The organism is Ruegeria hyattellae, from assembly GCF_041537925.1.
Classification (GTDB): domain Bacteria; phylum Pseudomonadota; class Alphaproteobacteria; order Rhodobacterales; family Rhodobacteraceae; genus Ruegeria_C.
Map to the genome: position 1 here is coordinate 32,583 of NZ_JBGOSH010000020.1, position 25,207 is coordinate 57,789.

General features: G+C 55.4%; 29 protein-coding genes and 1 pseudogene. 15 read left to right on the forward strand and 15 right to left on the reverse strand.

What is annotated here, in order from left to right:
- Nucleotides 1-51: 51 nt before the first annotated feature.
- From AB1E33_RS27340 to AB1E33_RS27350, 3 genes are all read left to right on the forward strand, one after another.
- The gene (locus AB1E33_RS27340; RefSeq protein WP_372580415.1) at nucleotides 52-135 is read left to right on the forward strand and encodes a hypothetical protein; all 84 of its coding nucleotides are present in this window, start codon (nucleotides 52-54) and stop codon (nucleotides 133-135) included.
- A gap of 313 nt (nucleotides 136-448) precedes the next feature.
- Nucleotides 449-1,675, forward strand: coding sequence for a multicopper oxidase family protein (locus tag AB1E33_RS27345; protein ID WP_372580387.1), 1,227 nt, complete (start codon nucleotides 449-451; stop codon nucleotides 1,673-1,675).
- 89 nt (nucleotides 1,676-1,764) lie between these two features.
- Nucleotides 1,765-2,103, forward strand: a complete 339-nt coding sequence (locus AB1E33_RS27350) for a hypothetical protein (RefSeq protein ID WP_372580416.1) — start codon at nucleotides 1,765-1,767, stop codon at nucleotides 2,101-2,103.
- A 116-nt stretch (nucleotides 2,104-2,219) separates the two neighbouring features.
- Here AB1E33_RS27350 and AB1E33_RS27355 read toward each other — a convergent pair whose 3' ends face one another.
- Entirely contained in the window at nucleotides 2,220-2,438 is a 219-nt protein-coding gene (locus AB1E33_RS27355) for a GDCCVxC domain-containing (seleno)protein (RefSeq protein WP_372580388.1), read from the reverse strand.
- Nucleotides 2,439-2,867: 429 nt separating this feature from the next.
- On the opposite strand from AB1E33_RS27355, the gene AB1E33_RS27360 reads away from it, so the two are divergent.
- Both AB1E33_RS27360 and AB1E33_RS27365 read left to right on the forward strand, forming a co-directional pair.
- The gene (locus AB1E33_RS27360) at nucleotides 2,868-2,972 is read left to right on the forward strand and encodes a MerR family DNA-binding transcriptional regulator (protein WP_372580389.1); all 105 of its coding nucleotides are present in this window, start codon (nucleotides 2,868-2,870) and stop codon (nucleotides 2,970-2,972) included.
- Nucleotides 2,929-3,240: a MerR family DNA-binding protein gene (locus AB1E33_RS27365; protein ID WP_372580390.1), complete on the forward strand. Its 312-nt coding sequence runs from the start codon at nucleotides 2,929-2,931 to the stop codon at nucleotides 3,238-3,240. Before AB1E33_RS27360 ends, AB1E33_RS27365 begins: the two co-directional genes overlap by 44 nt.
- A 106-nt stretch (nucleotides 3,241-3,346) precedes the next feature.
- On the opposite strand, the gene AB1E33_RS27370 is transcribed toward AB1E33_RS27365, so the two are convergent.
- The 6 genes from AB1E33_RS27370 to AB1E33_RS27395 form a co-directional block, all read right to left on the reverse strand.
- Nucleotides 3,347-3,823: a DUF411 domain-containing protein gene (locus AB1E33_RS27370; protein WP_372580391.1), complete on the reverse strand. Its 477-nt coding sequence runs from the start codon at nucleotides 3,821-3,823 to the stop codon at nucleotides 3,347-3,349.
- 93 nt (nucleotides 3,824-3,916) lie between these two features.
- The gene (locus AB1E33_RS27375) at nucleotides 3,917-4,408 is read right to left on the reverse strand and encodes a c-type cytochrome (RefSeq protein ID WP_372580392.1); all 492 of its coding nucleotides are present in this window, start codon (nucleotides 4,406-4,408) and stop codon (nucleotides 3,917-3,919) included.
- A 4-nt stretch (nucleotides 4,409-4,412) separates the two neighbouring features.
- Nucleotides 4,413-5,312: a cytochrome C gene (locus AB1E33_RS27380; protein ID WP_372580393.1), complete on the reverse strand. Its 900-nt coding sequence runs from the start codon at nucleotides 5,310-5,312 to the stop codon at nucleotides 4,413-4,415.
- 9 nt (nucleotides 5,313-5,321) lie between these two features.
- Entirely contained in the window at nucleotides 5,322-5,900 is a 579-nt protein-coding gene (locus AB1E33_RS27385) for a c-type cytochrome (RefSeq protein ID WP_372580394.1), read from the reverse strand.
- A 55-nt stretch (nucleotides 5,901-5,955) separates the two neighbouring features.
- Nucleotides 5,956-6,261: a hypothetical protein gene (locus AB1E33_RS27390; RefSeq protein WP_372580395.1), complete on the reverse strand. Its 306-nt coding sequence runs from the start codon at nucleotides 6,259-6,261 to the stop codon at nucleotides 5,956-5,958.
- 36 nt (nucleotides 6,262-6,297) lie between these two features.
- Nucleotides 6,298-6,423, reverse strand: coding sequence for a hypothetical protein (locus AB1E33_RS27395; RefSeq protein WP_372580396.1), 126 nt, complete (start codon nucleotides 6,421-6,423; stop codon nucleotides 6,298-6,300).
- Between the two features lie 1,206 nt (nucleotides 6,424-7,629).
- Here AB1E33_RS27395 and AB1E33_RS27400 point away from each other — a divergent pair.
- From AB1E33_RS27400 to AB1E33_RS27410, 3 genes are all read left to right on the forward strand, one after another.
- Nucleotides 7,630-8,307, forward strand: coding sequence for an ankyrin repeat domain-containing protein (locus tag AB1E33_RS27400; protein ID WP_372580397.1), 678 nt, complete (start codon nucleotides 7,630-7,632; stop codon nucleotides 8,305-8,307).
- A 162-nt stretch (nucleotides 8,308-8,469) separates the two neighbouring features.
- On the forward strand, nucleotides 8,470-8,979 hold the full coding sequence (locus tag AB1E33_RS27405; RefSeq protein WP_372580398.1) for a nucleoside deaminase: 510 nt from the start codon (nucleotides 8,470-8,472) through the stop codon (nucleotides 8,977-8,979).
- A gap of 342 nt (nucleotides 8,980-9,321) precedes the next feature.
- Complete coding sequence (locus AB1E33_RS27410; protein WP_372580399.1) at nucleotides 9,322-9,648, forward strand: nuclear transport factor 2 family protein; 327 nt, start codon at nucleotides 9,322-9,324, stop codon at nucleotides 9,646-9,648.
- A 377-nt stretch (nucleotides 9,649-10,025) separates the two neighbouring features.
- Here AB1E33_RS27410 and AB1E33_RS27415 read toward each other — a convergent pair whose 3' ends face one another.
- The 4 genes from AB1E33_RS27415 to AB1E33_RS27430 form a co-directional block, all read right to left on the reverse strand.
- Nucleotides 10,026-10,868: an outer membrane protein gene (locus AB1E33_RS27415; RefSeq protein WP_372580400.1), complete on the reverse strand. Its 843-nt coding sequence runs from the start codon at nucleotides 10,866-10,868 to the stop codon at nucleotides 10,026-10,028.
- Nucleotides 10,869-10,883: 15 nt separating this feature from the next.
- Complete coding sequence (locus AB1E33_RS27420) at nucleotides 10,884-12,407, reverse strand: sulfatase-like hydrolase/transferase (RefSeq protein ID WP_372580401.1); 1,524 nt, start codon at nucleotides 12,405-12,407, stop codon at nucleotides 10,884-10,886.
- 139 nt (nucleotides 12,408-12,546) lie between these two features.
- Nucleotides 12,547-14,253, reverse strand: a complete 1,707-nt coding sequence (locus AB1E33_RS27425) for a sulfatase-like hydrolase/transferase (protein ID WP_372580402.1) — start codon at nucleotides 14,251-14,253, stop codon at nucleotides 12,547-12,549.
- A gap of 60 nt (nucleotides 14,254-14,313) precedes the next feature.
- Nucleotides 14,314-14,748, reverse strand: a complete 435-nt coding sequence (locus tag AB1E33_RS27430; RefSeq protein ID WP_372580403.1) for a hypothetical protein — start codon at nucleotides 14,746-14,748, stop codon at nucleotides 14,314-14,316.
- Nucleotides 14,749-14,956: 208 nt separating this feature from the next.
- On the opposite strand from AB1E33_RS27430, the gene AB1E33_RS27435 reads away from it, so the two are divergent.
- A complete protein-coding gene (locus tag AB1E33_RS27435; protein ID WP_372580404.1) occupies nucleotides 14,957-15,859 on the forward strand; it encodes a LysR family transcriptional regulator in 903 nt (300 codons plus the stop codon).
- A gap of 228 nt (nucleotides 15,860-16,087) precedes the next feature.
- On the opposite strand, the gene AB1E33_RS27440 is transcribed toward AB1E33_RS27435, so the two are convergent.
- A complete protein-coding gene (locus AB1E33_RS27440; protein WP_372580405.1) occupies nucleotides 16,088-16,564 on the reverse strand; it encodes an Lrp/AsnC family transcriptional regulator in 477 nt (158 codons plus the stop codon).
- 119 nt (nucleotides 16,565-16,683) lie between these two features.
- Between AB1E33_RS27440 and AB1E33_RS27445 the strand changes: the two genes are divergently transcribed.
- A complete protein-coding gene (locus AB1E33_RS27445) occupies nucleotides 16,684-17,070 on the forward strand; it encodes a RidA family protein (protein WP_372580406.1) in 387 nt (128 codons plus the stop codon).
- Between the two features lie 286 nt (nucleotides 17,071-17,356).
- Here AB1E33_RS27445 and AB1E33_RS27450 read toward each other — a convergent pair whose 3' ends face one another.
- On the reverse strand, nucleotides 17,357-18,784 hold the full coding sequence (locus AB1E33_RS27450; protein WP_372580407.1) for an MFS transporter: 1,428 nt from the start codon (nucleotides 18,782-18,784) through the stop codon (nucleotides 17,357-17,359).
- A 73-nt stretch (nucleotides 18,785-18,857) separates the two neighbouring features.
- On the opposite strand from AB1E33_RS27450, the gene AB1E33_RS27455 reads away from it, so the two are divergent.
- Nucleotides 18,858-19,262 carry a helix-turn-helix domain-containing protein gene (locus AB1E33_RS27455; protein ID WP_372580408.1) on the forward strand — a complete coding sequence of 135 codons (405 nt, stop codon included), beginning with the start codon at nucleotides 18,858-18,860 and terminating at the stop codon, nucleotides 19,260-19,262.
- A gap of 343 nt (nucleotides 19,263-19,605) precedes the next feature.
- Nucleotides 19,606-19,770, forward strand: coding sequence for a single stranded DNA-binding domain-containing protein (locus AB1E33_RS27460; RefSeq protein ID WP_372580409.1), 165 nt, complete (start codon nucleotides 19,606-19,608; stop codon nucleotides 19,768-19,770).
- A 552-nt stretch (nucleotides 19,771-20,322) separates the two neighbouring features.
- Here AB1E33_RS27460 and AB1E33_RS27465 read toward each other — a convergent pair.
- The gene (locus AB1E33_RS27465) at nucleotides 20,323-21,720 is read right to left on the reverse strand and encodes a tetratricopeptide repeat protein (RefSeq protein WP_372580410.1); all 1,398 of its coding nucleotides are present in this window, start codon (nucleotides 21,718-21,720) and stop codon (nucleotides 20,323-20,325) included.
- A gap of 81 nt (nucleotides 21,721-21,801) precedes the next feature.
- Between AB1E33_RS27465 and AB1E33_RS27470 the strand changes: the two genes are divergently transcribed.
- The 3 genes from AB1E33_RS27470 to AB1E33_RS27480 all read left to right on the forward strand — a co-directional run bounded on the left by AB1E33_RS27470 (nucleotide 21,802) and on the right by AB1E33_RS27480 (nucleotide 24,761).
- The gene (locus tag AB1E33_RS27470; RefSeq protein ID WP_372580411.1) at nucleotides 21,802-22,110 is read left to right on the forward strand and encodes a hypothetical protein; all 309 of its coding nucleotides are present in this window, start codon (nucleotides 21,802-21,804) and stop codon (nucleotides 22,108-22,110) included.
- A 3-nt stretch (nucleotides 22,111-22,113) separates the two neighbouring features.
- A complete protein-coding gene (gene gntH / locus AB1E33_RS27475) occupies nucleotides 22,114-23,568 on the forward strand; it encodes a guanitoxin biosynthesis MBL fold metallo-hydrolase GntH (RefSeq protein ID WP_372580412.1) in 1,455 nt (484 codons plus the stop codon).
- An 83-nt stretch (nucleotides 23,569-23,651) separates the two neighbouring features.
- Complete coding sequence (locus AB1E33_RS27480) at nucleotides 23,652-24,761, forward strand: HlyD family secretion protein (protein ID WP_372580413.1); 1,110 nt, start codon at nucleotides 23,652-23,654, stop codon at nucleotides 24,759-24,761.
- Nucleotides 24,762-24,900: 139 nt separating this feature from the next.
- Here AB1E33_RS27480 and AB1E33_RS27485 read toward each other — a convergent pair.
- Nucleotides 24,901-25,207 (reverse strand): annotated as a pseudogene (locus tag AB1E33_RS27485) (IS5/IS1182 family transposase); the annotation flags it as partial.

The following is a 25,207-nucleotide window of genomic DNA, read 5'->3' on the forward strand; positions in this document are numbered from 1 at the left end:
AACCCAGCGGTGAAAGCGCGAATGGATGGAATGAGTGCCATTGCTGCGAACATGAAAACCCTTGGCAAGATGGTGAAAGGAGCAACGGAGTTCAACGCAACTTCGGCAAGGTCAGCGGCTGCGTCCATCGCATAACACGCATCGGCGGCTCCGGGATTATTCGAACCCAATGAGACCGATCCAAGGTCCGAGGCGAAGCCAGAGATTTGATCTGACTTCGAGGAATTCACTGCCAAGTCGACTGAACTCGAAACCAATGCACTAGGGCTTTCGACATCCATCAACGAACCATCGGATTTGAATGCGGCGATGGGCGCACTCGGGGCGGTTGCAAGTCGTGTCACTCAGTCTATCGTATAGACAAATGACTTGTTCGAGACGCACTTTCCTTGCTTCGACAGCCGCCGCCGCACTTACGCCCTCGTGGAGTATGGCGAGCCCGCAAAGATTGACAGCAGAACCGGTGCTCGCCCAAATCCTCACAGGGGAATTCAGCGAGTATGGGCCGACTCCGTCGCTCGGCTTCAATGGCAGCACCCCTGGGCCACTGCTGACGGTCCGGCAAGGCGACGAACTTTCTGTGACCTTCGAGAACCGAACCGGTGAAGCCACGTCCGTTCACTGGCACGGCATTCGTATTACCAATAGGATGGACGGTGTACCCGGGCTTACTCAAGAGGCCGTTCCTGACGGCGGTGACTTCGAGTACCGATTTGTTGCCCCAGACGCAGGGACATTCTGGTACCATTCACACAGCCGGTCGTGGGAGCAAGTCGCCAGGGGACTGTATGGCCCTCTGATCGTGCAAGAAACCGCGCCTCCAGACGTGGATGCCGATATCGTCGTTATCGTCGACGATTGGCGGCTAGGTGAGAACGCCGAGTTCATCGACGACTTCGATGGGATGTTCCATTTCGCCCATGGCGGCCGCTTGGGGAATTATGCGAAGGTCATTCCCTCTCAGTCCTCGGTCCGACGGGGTGATCGCATTCGGCTCAGATTGATCAACACGGCGAATGCTAGGGTCTTTCCGGTCGCCGTAGAAGGGATCGACGGGAAACTTGTGGCTCTGGACGGTATGCCACTCGGTCGGGTCGAGGAGGTCGGAACAGTCACACTGGCTCCTGCGCAGCGGGCCGACATTATTGCCGACGTAGTGGACGATATCGAGTTCAGCTTCTGGTCCGGACAAGACAACTACCGCCTGGGTTTAATTACTGTCGATGGGTCGAATCCCTCTCCTCGAACTTCTGAGATTCAGCGACTGCCGTCGAACGGCATCGTAGCGCCAAGCGGTGAACCAGATCGCCGCGAAACCCTGCGGATGCAGGGCGGAGCAATGGGCGGGCGGCATCCGGGAGAGGATATCTGGTCCTTCAATGGGGTTTCGGACCTTCCAGAAAAACCATGGCTGAAGGTGGACCGGGGTACCGCTGTTCAGATTTCCTTGGTGAACGACACCTCATTTCCCCACGGAATTCATCTGCACGGGCAGCACTTCTTCGAAATCGCTGACGGCGGATCACTCGGATCACTCCGAGATACGTCACTGGTCAATGCCAGAGAAAGCAGAGACATCCTTTGCGTCTTCGACAATCCCGGGAAATGGTTGTTGCATTGCCACATGCTCGGACACTCCGCCACCGGCATGAAAACGTGGGTAGAGGTAACATGATCAGCCGGATCGCATTCTAAGCCGCAATTCTGCTCCCTACATTCGCGGTCGCCGGTCACTAACTCGACGATCGAGATATCGCACGGGGCCTGACGCTATATGCAGGGCAGTGTGCCTCATGTCACGGTGCCGAGCTTCAGGGCAACCGAACTGGCAACGACCAAACGTTGATGGAGTTTTGCCTGCCCCGCCTCACGACGAGACCGGGCACACTTGGCACCATGACAACCATATTCTCTTCACCTAAACCAAGCTCGGCGGGCAAGGGGCGTTGGCAGTGCGGGGCACAACCAACATCAAAAGCGGAATACCCGGATTGGCAGATATTAGCTCTGATGAAGAAATCTGGGATATCTTGGCCTACATTGGTACAACATGGCTTTCAACGGCGGTACGATTTCCGGCCACAGAGCGGCTCTGGCCTATAGTTGCCGTCGAGTACTACACCTCGCCTCTACTGCCCGGCCAGTCAAACCGGATCTAGGTGGATCGCGCCGTACTTTCGAGATTTGGAAGACGACGGGGTCTGTCAAATCCGTTCAACCTATCCGCAACAGCTGTCGCCCAGTTGAATGGGCGGGCACGACACAGTGGCATATGAGCAGTAGACGCAGCAGTCGCCTTCGAGCGGTTTCAATACTGTCCTGCACGACTTGCATTCATAAAACCACTGGCAGGCTTCAGTTGGCATTTTCTCAGTTTCAACGTGCCCACATTTCGGACAAGTCAATGTGCTTTCCAGTACCACGGTTTGCTCTGTCATTATGTCACATCTGCATAACTAGGTAATCGTTGATTTGACCTTCGTAGAGCACAATTACCCATGCGAGGCCCGTGATTGCGGTACTTCCTACAAGCCACCACTTTAGTCGCGCCGCCGACCCGCGGAGGTGAGATACCAGCCACGACACTGCGACAAGCGCCGTCGATATTGCCAGCACGTAGAGACTTGCCGCTGCAATTTTACCGAAGACAGCCAGCCAACTGCCGCCCAACCCCAGCAACATCATCGCCATAGGTAGTACACAGCAGGACGCCACACCTAGCGCAGATAGCGATCCTATGTAGCTTAGGCTAAGGTATTTCTGCATACCGTTCCCCCCAACCGGTCATCATAGCACGGCGTTTCAGCGATGACCCTGACAATGTATAACTCCTGTAGCTGCTACAGGATCAAGATGGATACCTTCACATGATTGCGATTGGAGAGGCCTCCCGGCAAAGCGGGGTCGGCATTGAAACCATCCGCTACTATGAACGCGAAGAAGTGCCGGAAATTAGGCTTCCCGCTTGCTGAGGCAAAGGCGCTGCTCGACCTGTCAGAGGTGGGCGATGAAGACTGCCAATCCGTAAAGCAGATGGCAGAACTTCATAACTCCAATGTACGCAGCAAAATCAACGAACTGAGATGTCTGGAAGTTGCGCTGGACGAACTCACTGCCAATGCGACGGTGGAAATCTATCCTGTCCATTGCTTTCCCAACTGCGAATTGTACATGACCAATAACCGCTCTTGGGCGAAGTATCTCCGGCGAAATTTCCTGGCTCCACTGGAGATTTCGTAGCGAGAATGTGTTGATCGACAACAGGTTATGCCGCTGTTTACTTGTGGTCCGCAAAAGAGCGAGCCAAGTAACCCGCCCCTTGCTTTTGCCGATTGCAAGACGCGGATCAGGCAGCCGCGTAGTACTGGAATACTTCAGTGGTGCCATCTTTGCGGATCAGGAAGACCGAATAGGCCTCCCTCTCACTCTCCGGCCCCATGCCGGGCGAGCCATAAGGCATGCCCGGCACGAACAGCCCGACGGCATCTGGGCGCTCGTCCAGAAGGTGCCGGATATCGGTTGGCGGAACATGGCCTTCGATGATGTAACCCTCGACAAGGCCGGTGTGGCAGGACGCCATCTCCTCCGAGATACCCTTGGTGATCTTATATTGCGACAAGGTCTCCCAGGAGGCGTTCTGCACCTCAATTTCGAATCCCTCGCGCTGCATGATGTCAATCCAGGCACCGCAACATCCGCAGTTTGGGTCCTTGAGGACCTGCACCAGCGGCTGTGTCGTTGCCAGGGCCGGCGAGGCCAGAGCGATGCCGGAGGCACCGAGGCCAGCCAGGAAGAGGCGGCGGTCGAGGGTCGGGGTGGTCATGTCATTTCCTTTCCGTTTTCGCGCCTGCGGTGTGACGATGGATCTTGTGACCGAAACCGCGGGCAAGTGTCATGATATGTGTCAAGTGGGCGGTCATGAGCCGCCCTGCATCTGTTCGATTTCGGTGCGCACCGCCTGCATGTCGCGGATGCGCTCGGGCCAGGTGGATTTGATATAGGCCAGGATGTCCCAGATCTGCTGGTCGCTCAGGCCGTCGCCGAATCCCGGCATGTCGCTGGCAAAACCCGACACGCCACGGGCTTCCAGCGCTGCTTCACCACCCTGTTTGGTGTAGTCAAACAGCAGCGCATCCCCGTGGTGCCAGGTATGGCCGGTCTCGTCATGAGGCGGAGCAGGCAGGGTGCCATCCTCATTTGTGGCGCGCCAATTGGGTTGCCCCTCCAGATCGGCGCCGTGGCAGGATGCGCAGAACTCGGCATAGAGCACTGCACCTTCCTCACCATTGGACTCTTCCGGTTGCACTGGCGGTCCCGCCTGTGTGCTCGACGGCGCGAGCCAGGCGACTGCAGCGCCGGTCGCGACTATCCCCGCCAGGACAAATGCAAAAATTGTTCCGGTTTTCATTGCCTCATCCCCCTTCATGTTCGTCCATCAGATATGTCGCGATGGCTGTCCGGTCGGCCTCGGTCAGGTAACTTGTGCCGTAAAGCACGACCTCGCCCATGGACCCGCCAAAGGCGTCGCCCTCGGGGGTGATGCCAGTGCGCAGGGCATAGGCCAGGCTTGCCGCGTCCCATCCCCTGGTCGTCAATGTCAGGTGATCGATGGCTGGTGACTTCTCACCGCCGGGCAGCGCATCGCTCCCCTGAAAGTGCTCCGTGTCCGATTTGCGCGCGCCTGCGAAGTTGCGCGCTGTATGGCAGGCTGCGCAATGGCTGGCCCCTTCGACCAGCTTGCGACCCCGGTTCCATGCCGCGCTCTTACCCGCGACCGGCTCTGTCCTCGGAGGGTCCAGAAAGACGGCACGCCAAAGTTTTAGCCCCCAGCGCTGGTTGAACGGAAAGATCATTTCGCGTGGGCGAGAGGGTGTGGCGACCGGTGGCACGGTTTGGAATGCTGCCCAGAGATCAGCAATTTCCTGATCCGAGAAGCTGGCATAAAAAGAATAGGGGAAGGCTGGGTAATAGGCGTGCCCTTCGGGTGAGACCCCTTCGCGGACGGCGCGGGCAAACTGCGCCTGACTCCAACCTCCAATCCCGTGCTCAGGGTCGGTGGTGAGGTTCGGCGAATACAACGTACCAAACGGGGTATCCAATGCAACTCCACCCGCCAGCGGTGCTCTGCCTTTTGCGAAATCGGTATGACACGCGATGCAGCCGGATACGCGAGCCAGATAGGCACCTCGGTCGACATTCCCCTGAAGGGCGAGAGGCGTGAGAGGCTGGCCGATCGGCCAGGCCATCAGGCCGGCAAGGCTAACTGCGGCGATAACAGCGCCAGCCAGCCCAAGACGATAGCACATACGCATCGTCCCGGTCTATTTCTCGACACGAAAGCGTGTATGGCAGGCCGAGCAGACCTGTCCCATCATGGTGAAAACCCCGTCAGCCGGCATCTGTGACAGGTCCATCATATCGGAGCCTGCACCGATGCCCATCATGCCACCCCCCATCATTGAGCCTCCCTGATCGCCCATGATACCACCAACAGCAGGCGCTTCGCCCGACATTTCCAACCCGTTTTCGGAAGCTTCCGCCAATCCGTCCGCCGTCACACGCAGCTTTTCGGCCATGGCTGAAAACGCGTCCCAGTCCTGCCAGATCTCTGGCTTCGCCTCGGATGGTGCATCAAGGCTGCCTTCGGGGAACAGTCTGGTCAGCGCCTCACCCGCATGGCGGCTGATATCTTCAGACCGTTCGCGCACTACAGCAGCATCATAGTCGACCTGCCCCCGCATCATCGGGGTCAGCACTCTCATCGCCTCTTTCATCACTCCCATGCCATCCATGCGTTCTTTGACAACGCCGGTAGCTCCGCCGTGCGCAAACACCGATTGGTTTATCACAGCCAGAACGGACGCAACCACGGCGCCCAGAAACAGTCTTTCAGTTTTCATTGGACTTCCCTGTCTGAGTTATCTCTTCACACCAGACGGTGTGTGTGGATACGGATCAGATCAGAGCTTTGGGTGGGGGCGGATCAAAGCTCGAAACCACCGGGATGCCCTTCGTCGCGCGCGGCAGACCATACCGTTCACTGCATCCCAATAAATCCGCGTTCAAATTTGACGGTTGGACGATCGCAGGGCCGCTGCAGAACGCCCCACCGTGACAATGGCCCTGGTGGTCCTTTGCAGCATGTTCAGCATGCGACTGAACCTCGAGGGAAACCACGGAAGGCTCATGTTTTCCATGGGCCTCAGCGACACCGCCGGACAAAAGCAGGGCGGCAACGAACACACCGACCGCGACGAGCATCAGCCCGATCCATCTGCGACTGTCCAATAGCACTGCTCAGCTCATCCCGTTGTCTTGGTTCAACTCTCTTACCGAGGCGATGATGTTCTCAACGTTCGCGCGGGTCAAGTCTTCGACCAGCGGCATCTCGCCGAACCACCAATGACGCGCGTGCATGTTCAACAGAGCGCTCGTGTTACTTGGTGTTCAGATGCCAACACCACTGAAGTTTCTTATTCGCATTGCGTCGGCTAAGCTTCCGCAATGTTAAACAGCTCTCAACGAAGGCTGGCCGCAGATGTGGCAAATTATTCCAAACTCATGGGTGAGGACGAAGTCGCCACATTGACAGCGCTGCGCCGTTTTCGCAGCGACATTCTTGCTCCAAGAGTTGGTGAGCATGACGGCCGGGTGATTAAGAGCATGGGGGACGGTTGGTTGGTCGAATTTCCCGGCGTGGTCAGTGGCATCGCATGCGCAATGGCTGTCCAAAAAACTGACAGATAATCCTCGGATCACGCTGAGGATGGGATTGCACAGCGGTGATGTAAGTTTTTCCGAAGAAGACGTTTATGGCGACGGGATCAACGTGGCCGCACGCCTTCAGGGCCTGGCTGAGCCCGGATCACTTGTGATTTCTGAAACTGCGCGGCGAAGCATTGATGCCAAGCTTTCAGATCAATTCAACAGTCTGGGTACTCAAAAACTCAAAAACATCGAAGATCCTTTGGTCGCTTATGGTTGGGTAATGTCAGCACCTGCCATACGGAGGCATCGTTTTGAGTTGACTGAACGACCTTCGATTGCCGTGATGGCCTTAGACAATTTGTCCGACGATGCAGACCAGGTTTTTTTCCGAAGGTGTTGCCGAATATGTCATTTCTGCGCTGACCAGGTTTCATTGGTTCTTCGTGATCTCTCGCAGTACAAGCTTTTCCTACCAAGGTCGCGCTGTCGGTGCGGAGCAAACCGCCCTGGAACTCGGTGTGCGATACATTCTGGAAGGCAGCGTTCGAAAGGTCGGCAACAGGGTTCGCGTCCCTTCGCGCGACCGGAAGATCGCAAGCGCTTTCAACAGAGTTTGCGCGTGGCAGGTCTGAACAGGTGAATGCGACCCTTTCCTACCATTCGTCACAACCCGCAACGCTGCGTTGCCGCTTTCGCATTGCTGCCGTTCATGCGACGCGCGGCAACCGAGTTTGACAGGCGACAACCGTGCGCGACCAACTCGACCTCTCATAGCGGTCGATTTGGTTGTTGCAGCTGCCCCATATCGAGTTCAAGATTAGGAGCGCCACTGCTGCTCGCCATTACGATATGCGAGACTCAACCTTGTTCGCATATCTGTCTTGCTGACCTTCATTACGCAAACGGATGGGACGATTTGCTATGACTCGCCTCGCGCTTTTTGTGATCCTGATCAGCCTCACCGCTACTGTAGGGACGGCACAGACTCCGCCCTCCGCTCGCGAGATCGCTGCTTATGAAGGGCTCTTCAAAGCCGCTCAGGAGGGTGACGTCACAAAGATCCTGCAACTTGTGGAGGAGAGAGAAAACGTCAACGCCCGCGATCCTCGGGGCCGCACCCCGGTGCACGTGGCAGCATTTGCCTCGCAAGATGAGGCCTTGCGCGCGCTGGCTGAGGCCGGCGCTGACATGAACGCTCTTGATGGTCAGGCCTACGATGTGGTTACGATTGCGGCGGTGGCAGACGATCCTGATCTGATGTCGCTCGCGATCGAGCTTGGCAACGATCCGGGCCTCACGACCAGCCCCTACGACGGTACGGCGCTCATCGCAGCTGCGCATCTCGGCCATGTTGAGGTCGTCCGCCGACTGATCGCTGCTGGGGCACCACTCGATCACGTTAATAACCTGCACTGGACGGCAGTGATGGAGGCTGTGGTTTTGGGTGACGGGGGTGAAAACCATTACGCGGTGCTCGATGCCTTGCTCAAAGCCGGGAGCGACCGAACGCTTGCTGACCGGGAAGGTGTCACGCCGCTCCTTCACGCCGAAAGTCGCGAATATTCCGAGATGGCAGAGCGGCTTAGACAAGTTGACTGAGTGTCGCTCCGCAGACCGGAAGAACTAGATTTTCTTGCAGGAACACCGCTGGCGAACCGTAACGTTGAGCTGCGACCCCGTGCCCTTTAGACTCGGGCAGGAGCCAACTCAATGGTAAGGCGGCTACGCCCAAGATTAAGCCAGATCCGGTATTTGCGTCAAATGAACAAGCTTGAAAAAACGAATTTGGGCTGCTGGCCCGCATCGATCGTTCCAAGGCGTCGAATCCTGACTGCAACGGGTCTTGCCGCTTTGACGGTTGGATTGAGCAACCCTGTTGCTGGCCACACTATCACAACAGAGGCCGAGGCAATCTCACAACCGATTGACCCCAGCGACGAGAATTTCATGGAGCGCGCCTTCGATATGCGTCAGGCTGCAATTGACTATGGCGACCAGGCGTATGGTGCTGTTCTGGTTCGCGACAAGGTTATCGTTGGCCAATCCTGGAGCCGGGTCATCTTGGATCAAGATCCGACAGCCCATGCCGAAATGGCAGCGATCAGAGATGCAGCAAATCGTCTAGTCAGCCGGGATTTGGGCGAAACGGTCATGTATTCATCCTCTCGACCCTGCCCGATGTGCGAAGCAGCGGCTTTTTGGGCTGGCGTCAGCCAAATGATCTATGGGCGCGACATAAAAAGGGCCGGTTCCCCGAAATTATGCGAGTAGTTTGGCGTTTTTTTGCCGCCGAGCAGGCATCGCGATACATTAGGTGTCGATCGGTGGAGGTAAGAGCAACCCATACCGGCCGTTGATCAAGGTTCCCGCCGCCGCGGTGCTCTGCCAGACCAGTCGTTCAATCACGCACAACCCTGCGGATTTTTAACCGAACCTCGTGGAGGTGGTAAACTGGACCCTTGAAAACGGTGAGATCAAACGTTCAATAGGTGAACAATTAACGGAGGGCTCTACGGTCGCCCGAGACCCGAACTGGTCCCTAATTCGATTGAGGTAAATCAAAGCATTGCAGTCTCTGGCTTAGTAAACGTCTATGGTGAAAGGAGCTCGCCAATGAAGTTTTCAGAGAAATGGCAAAGTGCTTTTGACCAAAGAGATCGGGCCGCATTTCAAGACCTGATCGTCGACGGATTTTGTTATGTCAGACATCAATCCGGTGGCGAAATCACCAAAGAAGAAATGATCAATATTTGGACGTCTGATGGTCCCAGGCCGGTCAGGCGGGACTACAGAGTGGTTTACGAAAATGACGACATTCTCGTGACGCATTCTTTTATGGAGTTTCCTAGAGGCAGCCGTGAAGCGGTTATGGTCGTCATGCTTGTGAAAAACGGAAAACTGATCAGGATGGAAACGGGCGCGACTTCATTGAGTTCATAGGTTCAGGTGGCGGCGCAGCGACCAGGCTGACCGCAACCGAAAGATCTGTAATCAGCGTGTCCTGCTTGCCAAGACATAGAGCAGGGAAACACCCCACGGCTCGGGCATGATGATACCCCCTTGGGCGGCCTCGTGGCCCAGTAGGGGTAGCGTCCAGTTGTATTCTTAGGGCTCTCCAACCGGCTCCAATTCGTACAGGCCCCGGAGCACCGTTACCGGAAAAGGAAAGTTCTCAAAGCGGCGCACTATGGGTGTGGGCTCAACTCTCTCAGTTGCCTTTTCCTGCGCCTGCACAGCTCCGGAGGCACCCAGTTTCAGGCGAGTTGCGTGGAGCAGTTTGCACAGCCGAAGCAGATAATCGCGGGGCATGCCATGGTTCAGAACCTGAATTTCACGCCCAGTACCGGGCCGTGCTGAGAAACGTCATAGGCAAATGGGCCTGTCGACAGTGTGGTTCTGTAATCCATGCTGTAGTAACGCCACCCAAAGAACAGCGAGGTTTTCTCCCAGGGGCGCCAGTCGACACCGACATTGGCGCCGACTTGCAGGTCGTTTCCCCCGGCTCCAAAACCGCCAAGGTCAAGGGAAGCGATGGCTGTCCATTGGTCGTTCAGAACCCAAGTGCCTCGGGCACCAATCACAGGTTCCCACCAGCCTTCATCTCCGCCGAGTGTCGGTAGGGGCGCAGGTGCCGATATCGTCACTTCCTGTCGCAGCGAGTTGTAACGGACGCCTAATTGCAGATCGAAGGCGTAGCGCTGACCATTGTCACCAACTGCATCGACAATTTTATAGGCCGCCAGAAGCCCCAGCCATTTCTGCCGAATGTCGGCCTTGAAAGTAGCCCCGCCCGGAGTTGGCAGAGCGCCATCAGCCTCCAGTCCGATATAGTTGGCATCCAGGATGAACCCCCAATCGCCGCGCCAGGCCTCATAACGACCTGCGGCTGCAAAATCGAGAAGATTGATCGCGTCGCTTAAATCAAGATCAAGCGGAACGGTAGTTCCGGCTATGGTGGATGTTCCGCTCGTCCGCGCGGGTAGAAAGGCGTAAAGCGCCAGAGTGTGCCGCCATTCGGTTTCGCCTTGCCCTGCCAGCGGGATCGGCTCGGCATGAGCTTGATCGCCAAGAAACGACAACAGCAATCCGAAGGCAGATAATGCTCTTTTCGTGTTTTGCATTTTTTCTTCTCCCGGCGTTTGGGGCTCGCCGTTGCGCAAACCCCAAGATCGCTGTTAGTCATGCGCAGTGAGTGTGGCGTCTTCAGGGGTCATCGGCGCGCGGTGCGGAAATTGCTGCACCCGTCCCGTATGCTGACCCAGCAGATTCTGCATGGGCGCTACCGCAAAAAGGCCGGGGTAAAGCTGGCCGTATTTTTCGCCCGGGTCGCGTTTGATGTTATAAAATTCCATGCCTGGAAGACCACCGGAACCTTCCTTGATATGGATCTTGAAGTCTTCGTAGCGGATGGCGCCAAGCTTAGGCCCACTGTAGTAAGCCATGAAATTGCGACGTCCGTGGCCTTCGCCATTCAGCAACAGCGAAGTCTGGTCGACGCCATCGGTGATCCGGTCATTTGGGATATGGTCAGTTGCGCCGGCAATGCGCGCCGCTGTGGTGAACAGGTCTGTCACATGCAGTGTATCGATCGGATCCTGTCTGGGGTTGATCATGCCGGGCCACCAGGCCATCGCAGGGACGCGCACTCCACCTTCGAGGATTTCGCCTTTGGATCCTTGCAGCAAGGTGTAGCCCGAAGTTGGGTAAAAGGCATACATTGGCCCATTGTCGCTTATCCAGACGACAAGGGTGTTCTCGGCAATACCTTGGTCCTCAAGTGTGTCCAGCAGTTGGCGCATATGATTGTTGTGCAGCATCATGAACGAGGCCTGTCGATTGTTTTTATCTACACCGGGCGCGTCGAAAAACTCCTCTGACGGCGCCAGTTGCAAGGCATAGGACGCCCAGTAGATGAAGAACGGGTCTTCGTCTTGCGCGTGCTCTGTTACATAGCTTGTGATTTGCGAAATCGACTCGTTTTCAAAGGCTTCTTGACGCTCGGGCGACAGAACCCCAGCTGCGCCTTCTATCGGGGTGCGGCCTTCTCCGGCCTTTCCAACATAACCTGCAACCGACAGGTCGATCCCGGTGCGTGCCTTGTATTCCTCGTTTCCGGGGAAATCGGCAAAGGGGTAGGTTCCGCTGCGGTCATCAAAGGACGCCTGCCAGTAATCCGGCGCGCCATTGAATAATCCATAGTATGCATAATCATAGCCTTGGTTCTCGGGCGCATGTTCAGGCAGGTCGCCCAAATGCCACTTGCCCCACATGGCGGTGTTATAGCCTTCTTCCTTCAGGACTTCAGCAATTGTGACTTCCTCAGGTGACAGCCCGTCCTCCATGCCAGGCCACAGGACCGACAAAAGGCCGGTTCTCACCGGGTGTCGGCCCGTGTTGATGGCGATGCGGGAAGGCGTGCAGGAGGGTTCTGCATAAGCAGACCAAAAGCGCATGCCGTCAAAGGCCATCTTGTCGAGCTCTTCTGACGGCGTGCCGCGGTGCTTGCCGCCGCCCTGCCATCCAAGCTCACCCCAACCGATGTCATCTGTCAGGACATAGACGATGTTGGGCTTCTTGCCGTGTTTTGCTTCGAGATCCGCAAGTTTTGCGTCGATGGCTTCGTCTTCGACTGCCCATGCAGCGGCATTTCTATTAGCAAAGTCCAGATGTGGACCGTCGGGTTCAATTGCGTGGGTCATTTGAACCCCGGAGAAGAATAAGGCTGATGTCAGCCCAAAGGTGCGAGAAAATCTCATTGTTGTAGCCTCCTGATACGAATCTGGGTTTTTGGTGGCCTCGGTTTCGAGCACGATACGCGGTGAAGCCGGAGCGCTTGCCTTAGTTCCCCTGGCTTTCGACACCGGTAATTACATAGCGGGCGTCACCGTAGGTTTCCTTCCAGAGCTCAACCATGGCCTTAGTCTCGGGACGGATATTCTCAACATCCTCGTATGGCTCGCCCCGTGCCGGTTCCCAATCCGGGAACTTGGCTTTCAGGCGGCGGTGATGTGCCAGCATGCGACCGAACGAAGTGCCCGCCCAGACCCCCTGTCGTTTGAGCGGGTAGTCTTCACGTGGATCCCAAAACAGGTTGAACATCTGTGCCATGGCCGGGTTCACACCGGGGGCTGGCCAATGGATCTTCATGTTCTGTTTTACCGTCGCCTTGAGGCTATCCACCTCATAAAGGTGTACGTAGTCACGCCGACCGAAAGTATCGCCATTCATCAGAAGAGATGTCTGATCGACACCGTCCACGACCCGATCAGTTGGAATTCCGCCCATGGTGCCGGCGATGCGGGCAAAGGTGGTGTACAGGTCGGCGATGAAGACCATGTCGCCAAGAACCTCGCCAGGTTCGATTACGCCCGGCCAGCGGATGAATGCACCAACCCGATGGCCACCCTCCAGCGCGGTGCCCTTGGTGCCGCGAAACAACCAGTCGGTATAGCCGCTGTCGGGCAGTTCCTGTTTCATTGGCCCGTTGTCACCCATCACCATCACGATGGTGTTGTCCGCAATGTCCAGTTGGTCGATTTCTGCAAGAACTTCGCCGACATAGCCATCAACCTGCGTCATGGCATTGGCCCAACGACCGCAGTTGGCGTTCAGGTAGTCTCCGTTTGGAACCGCATTCAGAATGCTGACCGGAATTTGCGGCCAATAGTTCAGGAAGAACGGCTTGTCCCCGGCTGCAATGGTCCGCAGAGACTCCAGCGCCTGCTCCTGGAACTTCTCGTTGACGTCGATATACATCTGTTCGTCAGGACGTTCCCCCGGCTCGATGCCCCATTCACGCACCGGACCGTTCTTTTCGCCTTTGACCTGAGTAACCCAGTCATACAGACGGAAAGACTTATCGATTGCATATGGGTTCTCTTTCAGGCTTTCAGGCGTGAAGGACGCTGTCAGGCTCATGCGCTCGGCATCGCGGGTCAGGAAGCTGTAAGACACTTGATTGTGCATTGGAAAGGACGCGTAATCGAAGCCCTGATTGATGGGGTAAGCTTCCTTGATGTCGCCCATGTGCCACTTGCCAATGTGGTTCGTGGCATAGCCCGCGTCCGAGAGCAGTTCCGGCAAGGTAATCTCCTCGGCATTGAGGCCCACTCCCTCCGGAGGCGTCACCTTTGTCAGTTCCATGCCCGTCCGCACGGCATAACGGCCGGTCATCATCGCCACCCGTGTGGATGTGCAGATATTCTCGGCGTACATATGTGTGAACGCGGCGCCTTCCTTGGCAAGCTGGTCCAGAGCATCGGTGCGGCCGCCGCGGATCTTGTTCAGTTCGGGCATGCCAAATTCGCCAAAGCCCATATCGTCGATCAGGATGTAGACGATGTTAGGGGGCTTGCCGCCATTGGTTTCGCGCAACTCAGCCAGCTTCTTGTCGATATCAATATCCTCGGACGCCCATCTCTCACCGTGTTGCTTTTGCAGGATGTAATGTTCGGTATCGTGCTGAATGTCCTGAGCAACCACGGGGGTTGTTAAAGACAACGAAGCCGCCGCAGCAGCGATGTTGCAGATGTACTTCGGTTTCATTTCGCCCTCTTGTTTCTAAGTGATTGTTCGAAAGATGCGATTATGCTCGGCCGACGTGCTTTAATCGCTGATAGCGTTGTTCATGACATCGGCCTGGATACGGGCGTCGATAGCCTCGGCCACCGCGAGTTCCGCGTCCTCCATCGCGACAAGGGCGAAATCGATGGCAAGAGCGGCATTGAACTCCAACCGGTCAGCCCGATGTTCGGCATGGGTCGCATCGATAGCGTCTTTTTTTGCTTCGAATTCTTTGCGAACGCTGGTCGCCTTGTCGCGCATGGACTGGTTTAAGGCGGCCCAGGCTGAGGCGATCTCGTCGCTCTTGGATTGCACCACCGTCTGGAGCTTGTCCTGCTGCGCCTGAACATCCGCCTTCATGGTCGCCACTTTCAGCTCCCGTTTCTCCTTCTGTTCGGATTTGAAGGCATCGGCGCGCGCTTCAATGTCCCCGACTCGCACAGAAAGGTCTGCGAGTTTGTCGGAAAGTTTGGTCATTGGGCGCCTCCCTAGTTCAGGCAATCTCGACAACCCGGCAGAAGACATATCTCTTCCGGTGCCGCTCCGGTGTTTCCGGTGCGGAGTTTTTGCTGAGATCGGTTTCAGTCGTGATTGGTCTTGCAACCCATTCGGGTTTTCGCATGAACTGGTGGGCAAACCAACAGTACGGTTGGAATAACAAGAATTCTCAAATAGAATTTCAGATATGGATCAATTTGTTGCAATGCGTGCCTTTGTTCGTGTGGCTCAAGCACAGAGCTTTCAGGAGGCGGCGAAACTCGAGGGGATCACACAGAGTGCCGTGAGCAAACGAGTCGCGGCGCTCGAAGACTATCTGGGCGTCCAGTTACTCCGACGCAATCAGCGAAACGTCACGCTGACCACTCTGGGCCAGACACACTATGACGATTGCATCAGCCTGCTTGCGGATCTCGATGCGGCGGAAACTCGCATTCGCACCGACGCGCGCACCCCTGCCGGGGTTGTTAGGGTGTCGATGTCCCCAGTTCTATCCCGCTTGATTGTAGCGCCGCTGATCACCGAATTCGCTCAGGAATACCCCCGGATCGAAGTGGTATCGTTCCTGACCGAAGCGCATGTCGATATCGTCGGTCAGGGTATCGACCTTGCACTCAGGGCAAGGCATCTTGAAGATTCCGCGCTTGTCGCGCGCCGTATTTCGTCAAATCCACTCACCTTGGCGGCTGCTCCTTCCTACCTAGAAGCTGCCCCACGGCTAGAGAAACCCGAGGACCTGTCGAAGCACCGATGCTTGACTTTCAACCGAATGAAAACTTTGCACTCCTGGCGCTTCACGAAAGGGCGAAGGGTGCGGGAAGTCACGATTCAAGGGCAGTTGACGGCCGACCAGGGTGATACTCTTGCGGAATACGCAGCTGCTGGGGCTGGTGTCGTGCTCATGCCCGAATGGGTATTGTCCGATCATCTTGCCTCAGGACGTCTTGTGCGCCTCTTACAGGACTGGTTGCCGCCCAACATCCCGCTGCATCTGGTCATGGTAAGAGGCTCCAACGTCCCCCTACGTGTTCGCCTGCTGTCCGATTTTATCCGAAGATCGGTTCGACAAAGAGACTTGCTACCAAGGTGAATTGGACAGACTGCCTGACCTGCTTTGTGGTCACCCGATCTTGCGAATACCACTCGAATGGCTGGTTTGTGGGAGCCGCCCGGCAACGCTGAGTCTGGGCGTGAAGGACTGTTTTTTGTTCGCACGCTCAACTTTGCAAAGTCTGGCTTCTACGCAAAGCCGTCATTGAGACGGCCCGCAGCATTCTGCAGTATGGGCTCAATGCTGCATATTGCCCAAATGTCGGCTCTAGCGAGTTGGCAAGGGAACTACTGGCCACTCGGTTGTGACCTCTGCCTGCACGCCACGCTCGAGGTACGTGGAAAGCACAACGAAACTCTTCGTGCTGCGAACCCCCGGCAGTACATACAATTGCGACAGGAAGTCTTCGAGCGCATGGGCGTTTGCCGTTCGAACCTTGATGATCACGCAGGTATCCCCCGCGACCGAATGCACCTCCTCGACTTCGGGAAACTGGCGCAAGGTCAACATCCGCTCGCTCTTGCCCCAGCCGTCCGCATCGACATGCACGAAAGCTAGAAAGTCCTTGCCACATGACGGGCCATCAAGACGTGCACCAATGCTCTTTATCGCGTGTTTACGCAGTCTCTTGACACGTTCATATACTGCCGGGGCCGACAAACCGACGTGTTCGCCGATCTCGGCATAAGTCGCCCGCCCGTCTTCAGTGATAGCACCTAATATTCTTCGGTCAAAATCGTCCAAGGCACGCCTTGGCGGTACTACGCGCTGAAAATCAGCTGTTTCTTTCACCATATCGTCTAATCAGCCTTATCAACCAATAAACATTCGGCAATATATCTGTATATCAAAAGGAAATTCAGATGAAGGCAAAAGAAATCAACCCAACCGATGGCATTTACCCCGCGACCCGTGACTATGTTCACGCCATGGAAGTCTCAGGTGCCAGCAGACAGCTTTTTGTCAGCGGAACAATGGGCTTGGCAGGGGACGGTTCAGCACCAGCGAGCCTTGATGAACAGCTCGATCTGGTTTGGAAGAATATCCGTTGCATTCTGGCAGAGGCAGATATGTCAGTTGCGAATATTGTTCGGCTGACCAGCTACATGGCGCGACCAGAATTTGCCCGAAAAAATCAATCGGCTCGTGAGGAAGCACTAGAGGGCCGGGTCGTGCCAACAACCGCCTTTGTGGTGACTACCCTTGATCCTTCGTGGCTGATTGAGATCGAAGTTGTCGCCATGGTCTAAGTTCGTTGAGAGCAGACCCTGCTTGCCAATCAACAAGGTCTGCAAAATCGGCCCTATTTCCCTTGATAGCGCCACTTGGAACGGCTGGTTTCGGTGAAATCCGCGCTGCCGAGTCAATCTACGTGTCACAAAAGGTCAACCCGGCGATTCATTCAGACTCAGGGCGAAAGAAAATCAACAGGTTGAAGAGCGGCCAAGGATCAAATTATGGCCAGTACTTTGACACCAATTGACAGACAGATTGTTTTTTCGGGCATTGAGCCCATTTCACCGAATGCTGCGGCTTCTATGGATGTCCGGTTTCATACCTTTGCGTGCTGTTTCGGCTTCGACTCGAGAGGATTGCGAGCAACACCGCGCCAAAGGTCAGGACACTACATATCGCGAACGTTCCCGCCATAGCAAAGCTGATGATCTGCGCGTCATCTCTGATGCCGGTTTCAAAACGCGCCAGTGACCAGAAAACTGCGCTGACAGCTCCCGCACCTAGGACAAAGCCGAAGTTGCGGCTGAGATTGAGGATGCCCGAGGTCACGCCTCGATCATGTTCCGAAGCCGTCGCCATCACGGATGTGTTCAATGCGGCCAAAAAAACCTGATAGCTGGGCGAAAGCAGCATGAAAGCCATGACGAACCCGCTAAGCCCGAATACATAGGGAAGCCCCGCCATCGCGGCAGTTGCTATGACCATCGCTGATGCACCTACGAGCGCAGCACGATCGGCCCCGATTCTTTCTGTCAATCGCCCGGCCGGAATGCCGCTCAGAGAAGACGAAATTGGGCCGATGGACATTACCAGACCCATCTGAGTTGTCGTCAAACCAAGCCCATCTATCAAGAAGAACGGTCCCACCACCAGTATGCCCATCATCACCAGGGACACGATGGCGTTCATGGCGAGGCTGAAACGCAAATGTGTAGACCGCAGCAACTCAAGCGGGATGATCGGAGTGTTGGTGCGTGCCTCGATGACACGAAACGCTATGAGTGCACCAACCGCAACGACCGTGAGCATGGCCACAGTGGGATCAAGGCCATTGTTCATATCAGATATGAGGAAGGTGAGGGCGGCAAGAAAAATGGCCAGGGCGCCCGCGCCAGGAACGTCGATGCCCTTCTGCTCATCGGCGCGTCTACGATTTTGGACATAGGCAAAACACAGGGCGAGCGCGACCAATGCTACAGGGATTTGCAGCAGGTAAACTGTGCGCCAACCGAAAGCGGCCACAACAACTCCTCCAAGGGCGGGGCCTGAGGCTGTCCCGATGGCCGACATCGTTCCCATTGCCCCCATCCATCGACCGACCTGTCCTGCCGGAACGAAATCGCGCACCAATGCCAGGGGCATTGCCATCATTGCAGCAGCGTCCGCTCCCTGGATAAATCGGCTGGCAACCAGCATCGGTAGTGTGGGTGCCTGGAAAGCGAGAAATGCGCCCAAAATGTAGAGGCACAGTCCAGAAAGAAGCACCGAACGCTTGCCAAAGAGATCTCCTGCACGCCCAACCGGCACGATGAGTGCAGTGGTCGCCAGGACATAGATCGATATCACCAACGTCGGGTCGACACTCTGACCCTGAAATTCATACGACAGCTCCGGTAAAGTGACGGCAGCGGTGCTGGTCCCCAGGGCCGCCAGAACAATTGAAAGGCTGGGGCCGGACAGGGTAACCATCACGTTGTTTTGTCTTTCGGGTAGTGCAAGTTCTTTCACTCAACTGCTCCATTGTAAAAATTTAGCATCCAGCCTACGACTTGAAGTTAAGTTCAAGTCAATGGATGTTTGTGTGGAAAAACTCCTGGATATTGCAGAGGTGTCGGATCGGTCGGGTGTGAGTACGTCTGGCTTGCGGTACTATGAAAAAAAGAATCTTATCGAAGCGGTGGCTCGCAAAGGGTTGCGTCGCCAATACGAGCCAGCTGTTCTGCAGGAGCTTGCACTGATAAACCTTGCGAAATCGGCAGGCTTTACACTCGACGAAATTGGTTCAGTTTTACGCCGACCCGGAACAACTCTCATTCCGCGCGATGTGCTAGTCGACAAAGCCGAGAGCTTAGAGGATCAGGCCAAGCACCTGGTAATTCTCGCGAACATGCTACGTCATGTGGCGAACTGCCCCTTTGAGGACCATTTCGATTGCTCCCGTTTCAAGAAGCTGTTGAAAGTCGCGACCAGAGTCACGAACGACTGAGGAGCAGCAGACATAAAGTAGCCATTGGCGCAGCAGCAGATAATCCACACTTGGTCCGCCCTATTTCCCTTGATAGTGCCACTTGGAACGGCAGGACTTCGGAGAAATCGGCGCGGCCGAGGCAGTCTACGTGTCACAAAAGGTCAATCGGGCTCTTCATTTGCTGCACGAGTTTTCTACACTCCGGGATATCACAAGGATGCTGCTGGCGCAGCTGCGTTGAACAGACCCTCCGCCGCGTCAGAAGCGAGCTGCGCCGCTAGGTTCAATCGGAGCGGGCTGGATGGGAACAAGCAGATCCGGTGAACAGAGTGTGAGGTAGATGGTATCTCCGGTTTTCAGCATGAGATTCGAAAGCCAGCGCGACAACCTGAAAAAAGGTGATCTGGTCTATGCCGAGGCAGAAATCGAAATCACAAGCTGCGAGAAAAACGGAGAAACCATCTACGGCGTCTCGACCATTGCGAACCAGGTCTCGGTGGCTCCGACCGAATGCATCGGTAATTGAGAGGGCAGGGCGGTACAAGCTGCCCTTTTCCCTTGCTCCAAGTCCGAGCAACGCAAATGAGAATGGCCCTACTCGTGTATTAAGCCAATCTACATCCTATTATTCGCCTTATAGGGGAATCCCCCAATGGCAGGACACAAAAGAAGCCTCTACAAGCAACTCAGCGCTTCTTTCCTCCCCTTCTCGAAGTGCGGGTTTAACGGGGATCGGTCAATTTCATGCCGGTCCCCGCCTTTTATTTTGGGGTATCAGGTCGAATGGACTGCGGCGATGCTCGATGGATTGATGAGCTTAAATGAGCCATCTTCACAGAAATCCGCATCGGCAACGGCGCGCTCGACCCCAAACTTCTGCAGAAACGGCGCGATTAGGTTCGGATCCGTAGCATTGAGCCTCTCCCAAAGAAGAGGTCCTCCCCTAAGCTGCCGTTCTATCCGCAATTTTCGATGACCGCTTTTTGCTCTCCGTAATAATAGCAAACAAACAGAGAACTGCTTGCAGCAACAAACGCCTTGAGAACCTGACCCCGTTGTTTACCGTGTCCTATAAGAGCTATTTCGACATGTCCCATCCGGCATCAATCAAAGCTGACGTTATGCCTTCAAACATTTCGGGACGGGAATAAAACGCACCCAGAACCAAATCTGGCCTGAATTCTGGCCAGGACTGTTTCAGTTGATTCAGTGTTGCCTTCGCTTCTTTGGTTTCACCCAGCCTCAGATGGGCAGCCGCCAGGTAGACCAGAGAGAGCGCGCTGACAGGGTCGCCATTGTCACTCGCAAATTCCAGTGACGAGATTGCTTCCTGAAACTTCCCGATGTGAAAGCTGGCAACTGCGTGAATGTTCCTGTGTGCAAACCGATGACTTCCGATCTCTCTCGGATGGCTTGGGTCACTGACGTCATACGCTTCTTCAAAGCGACCCAGAACCAGTAGTATCACGCCGCGAAAGTCCAGAACGTTTCCGTCTTTGGGTCGAAGCGACTGGGCGAGTGCTGAATACCCCAGTGCACTGTCATAGTCGCCAGTGACGTATGACACCCATGCCATTGCGGATTGGCTCCAGCCGTTTGATGGCGCAATGTCCACCGCTTTCTGTGCCATTTTCCCTGCATCCGATATCAGGGCTTCGCGCTCTTCGTGGCTTCGTGTTTGAAGGACCTGAGTTCCCAGGCTGTGGGCCAATCCGGCATACCCACAGTAGAAATCAGGGGCCTCTTTGATAGCCATTCTGAATATGTCGCTCGCCGCGATTTGGTTATCAATACTTGCGATAGGAAACAGCAGACCCCGGGCTTGATCGCAATAATTCGATGCCTGGACCGTCGCGGGTGACTTACCCGCCAGAGCCTGTCGCTCTAGCGTGCGCGCGGGCGTTTGTGAGCTGACTTCATTGGCATTCTCTGAGCGCCCGCCCAAGCTGTAGACCAGAACTATGACAGATAGGGCGGCGACAGGAATGCCAATTAGCCAAAACAGCCTTGGCCTGTTTCCCGAATGAACGAACTGAAATGCTTCACTTGGCTCCGAGAGGTCCTCGAACCAGGGCGCGTACCCACCACTGTCGATATGAATGCGCAGATCATCTTCGGCACCAATCGTTTCGTAGTATTGTTGAAGCTTTCGCCGGAGTCGCCCGGCATCTACGCGAACGACGTTGATGTGACTGTCTTCGCTGGCAAAACTCTTGAAGTAGACATCCTGAGCAATTGTCTTTCCAAGAATAGCTTCGGACCTGCCTTCAATGGCCTCTTCAACTACGTAGCTCAGGAAGTTTCGCAGGCGTTCCGCCTTGGAGAACGTGTCACTGGCCAACACGCGTTCCAAAGCTTCCCTTACGTGGGCCGCATGCCGTTCCGGATCAAGTGCCAGATTTTGCTCAACCATCTCGCAATTCAAGTTTCGCTGTGTTTTCAGAACAATACTGCCGCCTGACCAACTGGATGTCACCCTAATTTCACGGTGTTATCCTTCCGCGATACGCCTTGTGCCCTCAAGCTCGTGCTCAGAGAGAAGCCAGGTGGCCGGACGATGACGGACGTAAATTTACTAGAACTCGCTTTCCCAGACCAAATCAATCGCATCCGTCAAATGCGAAAGACCCATCGTGGATTTGAGACGCTTTGCCAGGATTTCGAGTTGCTCTCGGCTGAGCTGGAGAGGCCGGAGATAGTCAATGAGACAACTCCGGCAGGTCTGAACGGCCCCGTCACCGAAAGCCTTGACGGCCTGGCTGAAGAGATTGCCGAACATCTGTCTCGGGTCGCCCAGGCAGAAATCGTCCCGAAAACCATTTCAGAAGTGGTTCCCATATACACCCAGGCTCGAATAAAGGATTGAGAAATGCTGCAAGACAGATGGAAGAAGTCGACTAAGTCACTCGGCGCTCTCGCCACCGCGGCGACACTATTCGCCACAAGTGCATTTGGTCAGGGGATTCCAGTACAAGATCCTTCATCACATGAAGACATTGCCGCTGCCTTGGGCGGCGGTGTTCCGATGGGGCGCTGGAAAGAGGGCCTCACCTTTGAGGGAATATCACCTCAGCCATGGTTAAAAAGCGCGGCCAACTGGTTCCCGCGCACCGAAAATGTTCAGCCCAATGAAATGCGGATCATCTTCATGGGATCGGCCCCGTTCATTCGTCCCGGACAGATGAACACCGCCATTCTTGTCGAACTGGGCAACGGCAAGATTTTCATGTTCGACATTGGTGAAGGCTCACCTGCAAATATCATCGCCAGTGGATATGCACTGAATGAAATCACCGACGTGTTCATTACCCACCTACATGTTGATCACTTTGGCGGTTTGCCATACCTGTGGATGTTCGGGACGTGGGCCGGTGGATGGCATGAACAGCTGACAGTGCATGGCCCATCAGGCCGCACCGAGGAATACGGCACGGCGACGATGGTCGAAGGCATGAAAATGATGACCGGCTGGCACCGGGATGCATTCAGCGTATTTCCGGTTGGCAAAGGTTGGGACATCATCGTCAACGAATTTGATTTCCGCGATAATGGCGGCGTGATCTATGACGAAGACGGGGTGAAGGTCACTCACTGGCAGCGCAGCCACGCTAAGGACGGCGCGTCCGGATATCGGTTGGACTGGAATGACATGTGCTTCATCTGGACAGGCGACGGCCGACCCAACATGATCGACATACCTTTCGCCAAAGGCTGTGATGTCTTTGTCACCGAACAGCAACAGGAAATCATCGAAATCTCATCCGGTGTTCAGGGCGTGCCGCCATTCCTGGGGCGCTACACGGTCGATACTCATCACACGCCCAGCTATGCTGCTGGCTACATTGCCAATCTGGTTCAGCCCCGGCTTTTGATGAATACGCACATGAGCTATGATCCATATCAGATTGAAGAAACCGTTGCGGAAATTCGCGAGCACTGGAAAGGCCCTTATCACTTTGGTGCGCCTGACGGCATCGTGGTCAACGTAACAAAGGATCAGATCTGGGTGCGTGAAGGTATTCTGCCACGGTTCCCGAACTCACGTGCGCCGCAATTTGATTTCAGCAATGGCCAGCTTGTGGTGCCGTATCCTCCGCATCAGCGCGAGGACATTCAGGAACCCTACGTGCGTGATATGGAAATCGATCCGAAGCTGTACTACCCTGAAGGGTATCATCCTGAGTTGCTGACCGAATGGCCAGTCGAGGGTGATCTTGTTGTTCCTCTGGATGCACTTCCTGAGAACCTGAAAGAGAGCATGGGCGCGGCGTGGCGCCATCGTGAAGCCAACCGCAAAGTGTTGGAAGAGCAAGGCGACAATTAAATCGCAACGGCAATCAAACCGGTCATCCGAAACCCCGGGTGGCCGATCAGCATGATCTAAAGCGCCGCGAGAGGGATAAAGTCTTGTTAATCGTACTTGGACTCTACTTTGGAATAGTCTGGCTGGTCTTTTCCAAGTTCCAACTTCTTCCCTGGAACGGGTTCTGGAAAACTCTGATTTACGGTGTAGCTGCTGCTATTGCTCTGGTGGTCATCGGAGCACTGAACCACACGACGCCGACAGGCCCGGTATCCGTACAGGGCGTTTCTACAAACATAGCGCCAAACGTTGCCGGCTCTGTGATCGAGGTGGCTGTAGAGGCAAACCAATCGGTTGCAAAAGGCGACACGCTTTTTCGGATAGATGACGAGGTTTACAAAGCCGAAGTCTTGCGGTTGGAAGCTGCGCTGGAAACCGCGAAGTCCTCTGCCGATCAATTGGTGTCGGATTTATCAGCCGCCGAGGCAGAGATCACCTCGCTGACCGCACAGCTGACTTTTGGAGTTCAACGTCGCGATGATATCATCCGTTTGGAGGAACGCGGAGCAACAACGACCTTCCAGTTGCAAGAGGCCGTTTCAACCATCGACCAGTTGACTGCGGGTATACGAGCCGCCGAGGCCAGAAAAACAGGTTTAGAGCGGCGTATCGCGGCGAAAATCGATGGACGTGACGTAGGCGTTGTGGAGGCCGAGCAGGCGCTTGCACAAGCCCGGTGGAATTTGGATCAAACGGTCATAAAGGCGCCAGGAAGCGGTGTTGTAACTGCTGTTTCATTGCGACCAGGCAACCGCGCGACCCCTTTGCAGGGGGCGATTACGTTTGTCGATCCCGGCGACTATGCAGTTGTAGCAACTCTACCCCAATCCAGCCGTGCCAACGTTTCAGTCGGTGATGAAATCAGGATTGCTTTGAGAACAGTCCCCGGCGATGAAATCACCGGCCACATTTCTGCGTTTCCCGTGGGAACGAACGAAGGCACTGTTGACCTAAGGTCTGGCCTTCCTTCTTTGCGAGAGTTGGCCGGGGTCTCCAGCTACATCGTATTGGTCAATCTGCCAGAGGATATAGAAAACAGTGCAATACAGTTTGGGACGTCAGGAACGGCATTGGTCAAAACGGACAAGGCCGGAGCCATCGGTATTTTGGCAGAGATTCTATTCTGGGTTACCAAACAATTCAATTACATCTGAGCCTGACTCCGCTTTGTCCAGCGGATGTCGGGATACATATTGTCTAGTTCGGCAAAAACATGAATAGAAGTTTCGGTTCAGCAGAGGCATTGTTGCCCAAATGGGGGTTTGAGCATACAGGCCCTTTCCCCGGAGGGATTTATCCTACGGGTTCTGTGACAGGGATGCCAAGAGCGGTGTAGCGGTTGAGCACCGCGATCCGGACTTGGAGCTCAGCGACCTGCCGGTCGAAGTCTCGGGCCATGAGGCCCTGGTCAAGCAGTTTGACGCAGTTCATCTTCGTTTCGGCGCGGCTTCTGGGGCGGTATCCGGTCAGCCGCCGCCACAGTGCTCGACCCAGGCATTTGCAGGTCCTTGCTGCCTCGTTTCGGGCAATGGTGCCAGCAGTGTTTGGTTTCCACGGTTGGGCATTCTTGCGCGGTGGGATGATGGCATCGGCTCCACGA

What these genes read in the sequence shown, in the direction of transcription:
- AB1E33_RS27460 (WP_372580409.1), top strand. Translation starts at nt 19,606, where the DNA reads ATGAGATTCGAAAGCCAGCGCGACAACCTGAAAAAAGGTGATCTGGTC.
- AB1E33_RS27390 (WP_372580395.1), bottom strand. Translation starts at nt 6,261, where the DNA reads ATGCTCGTCGCGGTCGGTGTGTTCGTTGCCGCCCTGCTTTTGTCCGGC.
- AB1E33_RS27470 (WP_372580411.1), top strand. Translation starts at nt 21,802, where the DNA reads ATGACGGACGTAAATTTACTAGAACTCGCTTTCCCAGACCAAATCAAT.
- AB1E33_RS27365 (WP_372580390.1), top strand. Translation starts at nt 2,929, where the DNA reads ATGAACGCGAAGAAGTGCCGGAAATTAGGCTTCCCGCTTGCTGAGGCA.
- AB1E33_RS27375 (WP_372580392.1), bottom strand. Translation starts at nt 4,408, where the DNA reads ATGAAAACCGGAACAATTTTTGCATTTGTCCTGGCGGGGATAGTCGCG.
- AB1E33_RS27445 (WP_372580406.1), top strand. Translation starts at nt 16,684, where the DNA reads ATGAAGGCAAAAGAAATCAACCCAACCGATGGCATTTACCCCGCGACC.
- AB1E33_RS27405 (WP_372580398.1), top strand. Translation starts at nt 8,470, where the DNA reads ATGAACAAGCTTGAAAAAACGAATTTGGGCTGCTGGCCCGCATCGATC.
- AB1E33_RS27420 (WP_372580401.1), bottom strand. Translation starts at nt 12,407, where the DNA reads ATGACCCACGCAATTGAACCCGACGGTCCACATCTGGACTTTGCTAAT.
- AB1E33_RS27355 (WP_372580388.1), bottom strand. Translation starts at nt 2,438, where the DNA reads ATGACAGAGCAAACCGTGGTACTGGAAAGCACATTGACTTGTCCGAAA.
- gntH (WP_372580412.1), top strand. Translation starts at nt 22,114, where the DNA reads ATGCTGCAAGACAGATGGAAGAAGTCGACTAAGTCACTCGGCGCTCTC.
- AB1E33_RS27380 (WP_372580393.1), bottom strand. Translation starts at nt 5,312, where the DNA reads ATGCGTATGTGCTATCGTCTTGGGCTGGCTGGCGCTGTTATCGCCGCA.
- AB1E33_RS27385 (WP_372580394.1), bottom strand. Translation starts at nt 5,900, where the DNA reads ATGAAAACTGAAAGACTGTTTCTGGGCGCCGTGGTTGCGTCCGTTCTG.
- AB1E33_RS27400 (WP_372580397.1), top strand. Translation starts at nt 7,630, where the DNA reads ATGACTCGCCTCGCGCTTTTTGTGATCCTGATCAGCCTCACCGCTACT.
- AB1E33_RS27340 (WP_372580415.1), top strand. Translation starts at nt 52, where the DNA reads ATGAAAACCCTTGGCAAGATGGTGAAAGGAGCAACGGAGTTCAACGCA.
- AB1E33_RS27425 (WP_372580402.1), bottom strand. Translation starts at nt 14,253, where the DNA reads ATGAAACCGAAGTACATCTGCAACATCGCTGCTGCGGCGGCTTCGTTG.
- AB1E33_RS27360 (WP_372580389.1), top strand. Translation starts at nt 2,868, where the DNA reads ATGATTGCGATTGGAGAGGCCTCCCGGCAAAGCGGGGTCGGCATTGAA.
- AB1E33_RS27410 (WP_372580399.1), top strand. Translation starts at nt 9,322, where the DNA reads ATGAAGTTTTCAGAGAAATGGCAAAGTGCTTTTGACCAAAGAGATCGG.
- AB1E33_RS27370 (WP_372580391.1), bottom strand. Translation starts at nt 3,823, where the DNA reads ATGACCACCCCGACCCTCGACCGCCGCCTCTTCCTGGCTGGCCTCGGT.
- AB1E33_RS27435 (WP_372580404.1), top strand. Translation starts at nt 14,957, where the DNA reads ATGGATCAATTTGTTGCAATGCGTGCCTTTGTTCGTGTGGCTCAAGCA.
- AB1E33_RS27430 (WP_372580403.1), bottom strand. Translation starts at nt 14,748, where the DNA reads ATGACCAAACTTTCCGACAAACTCGCAGACCTTTCTGTGCGAGTCGGG.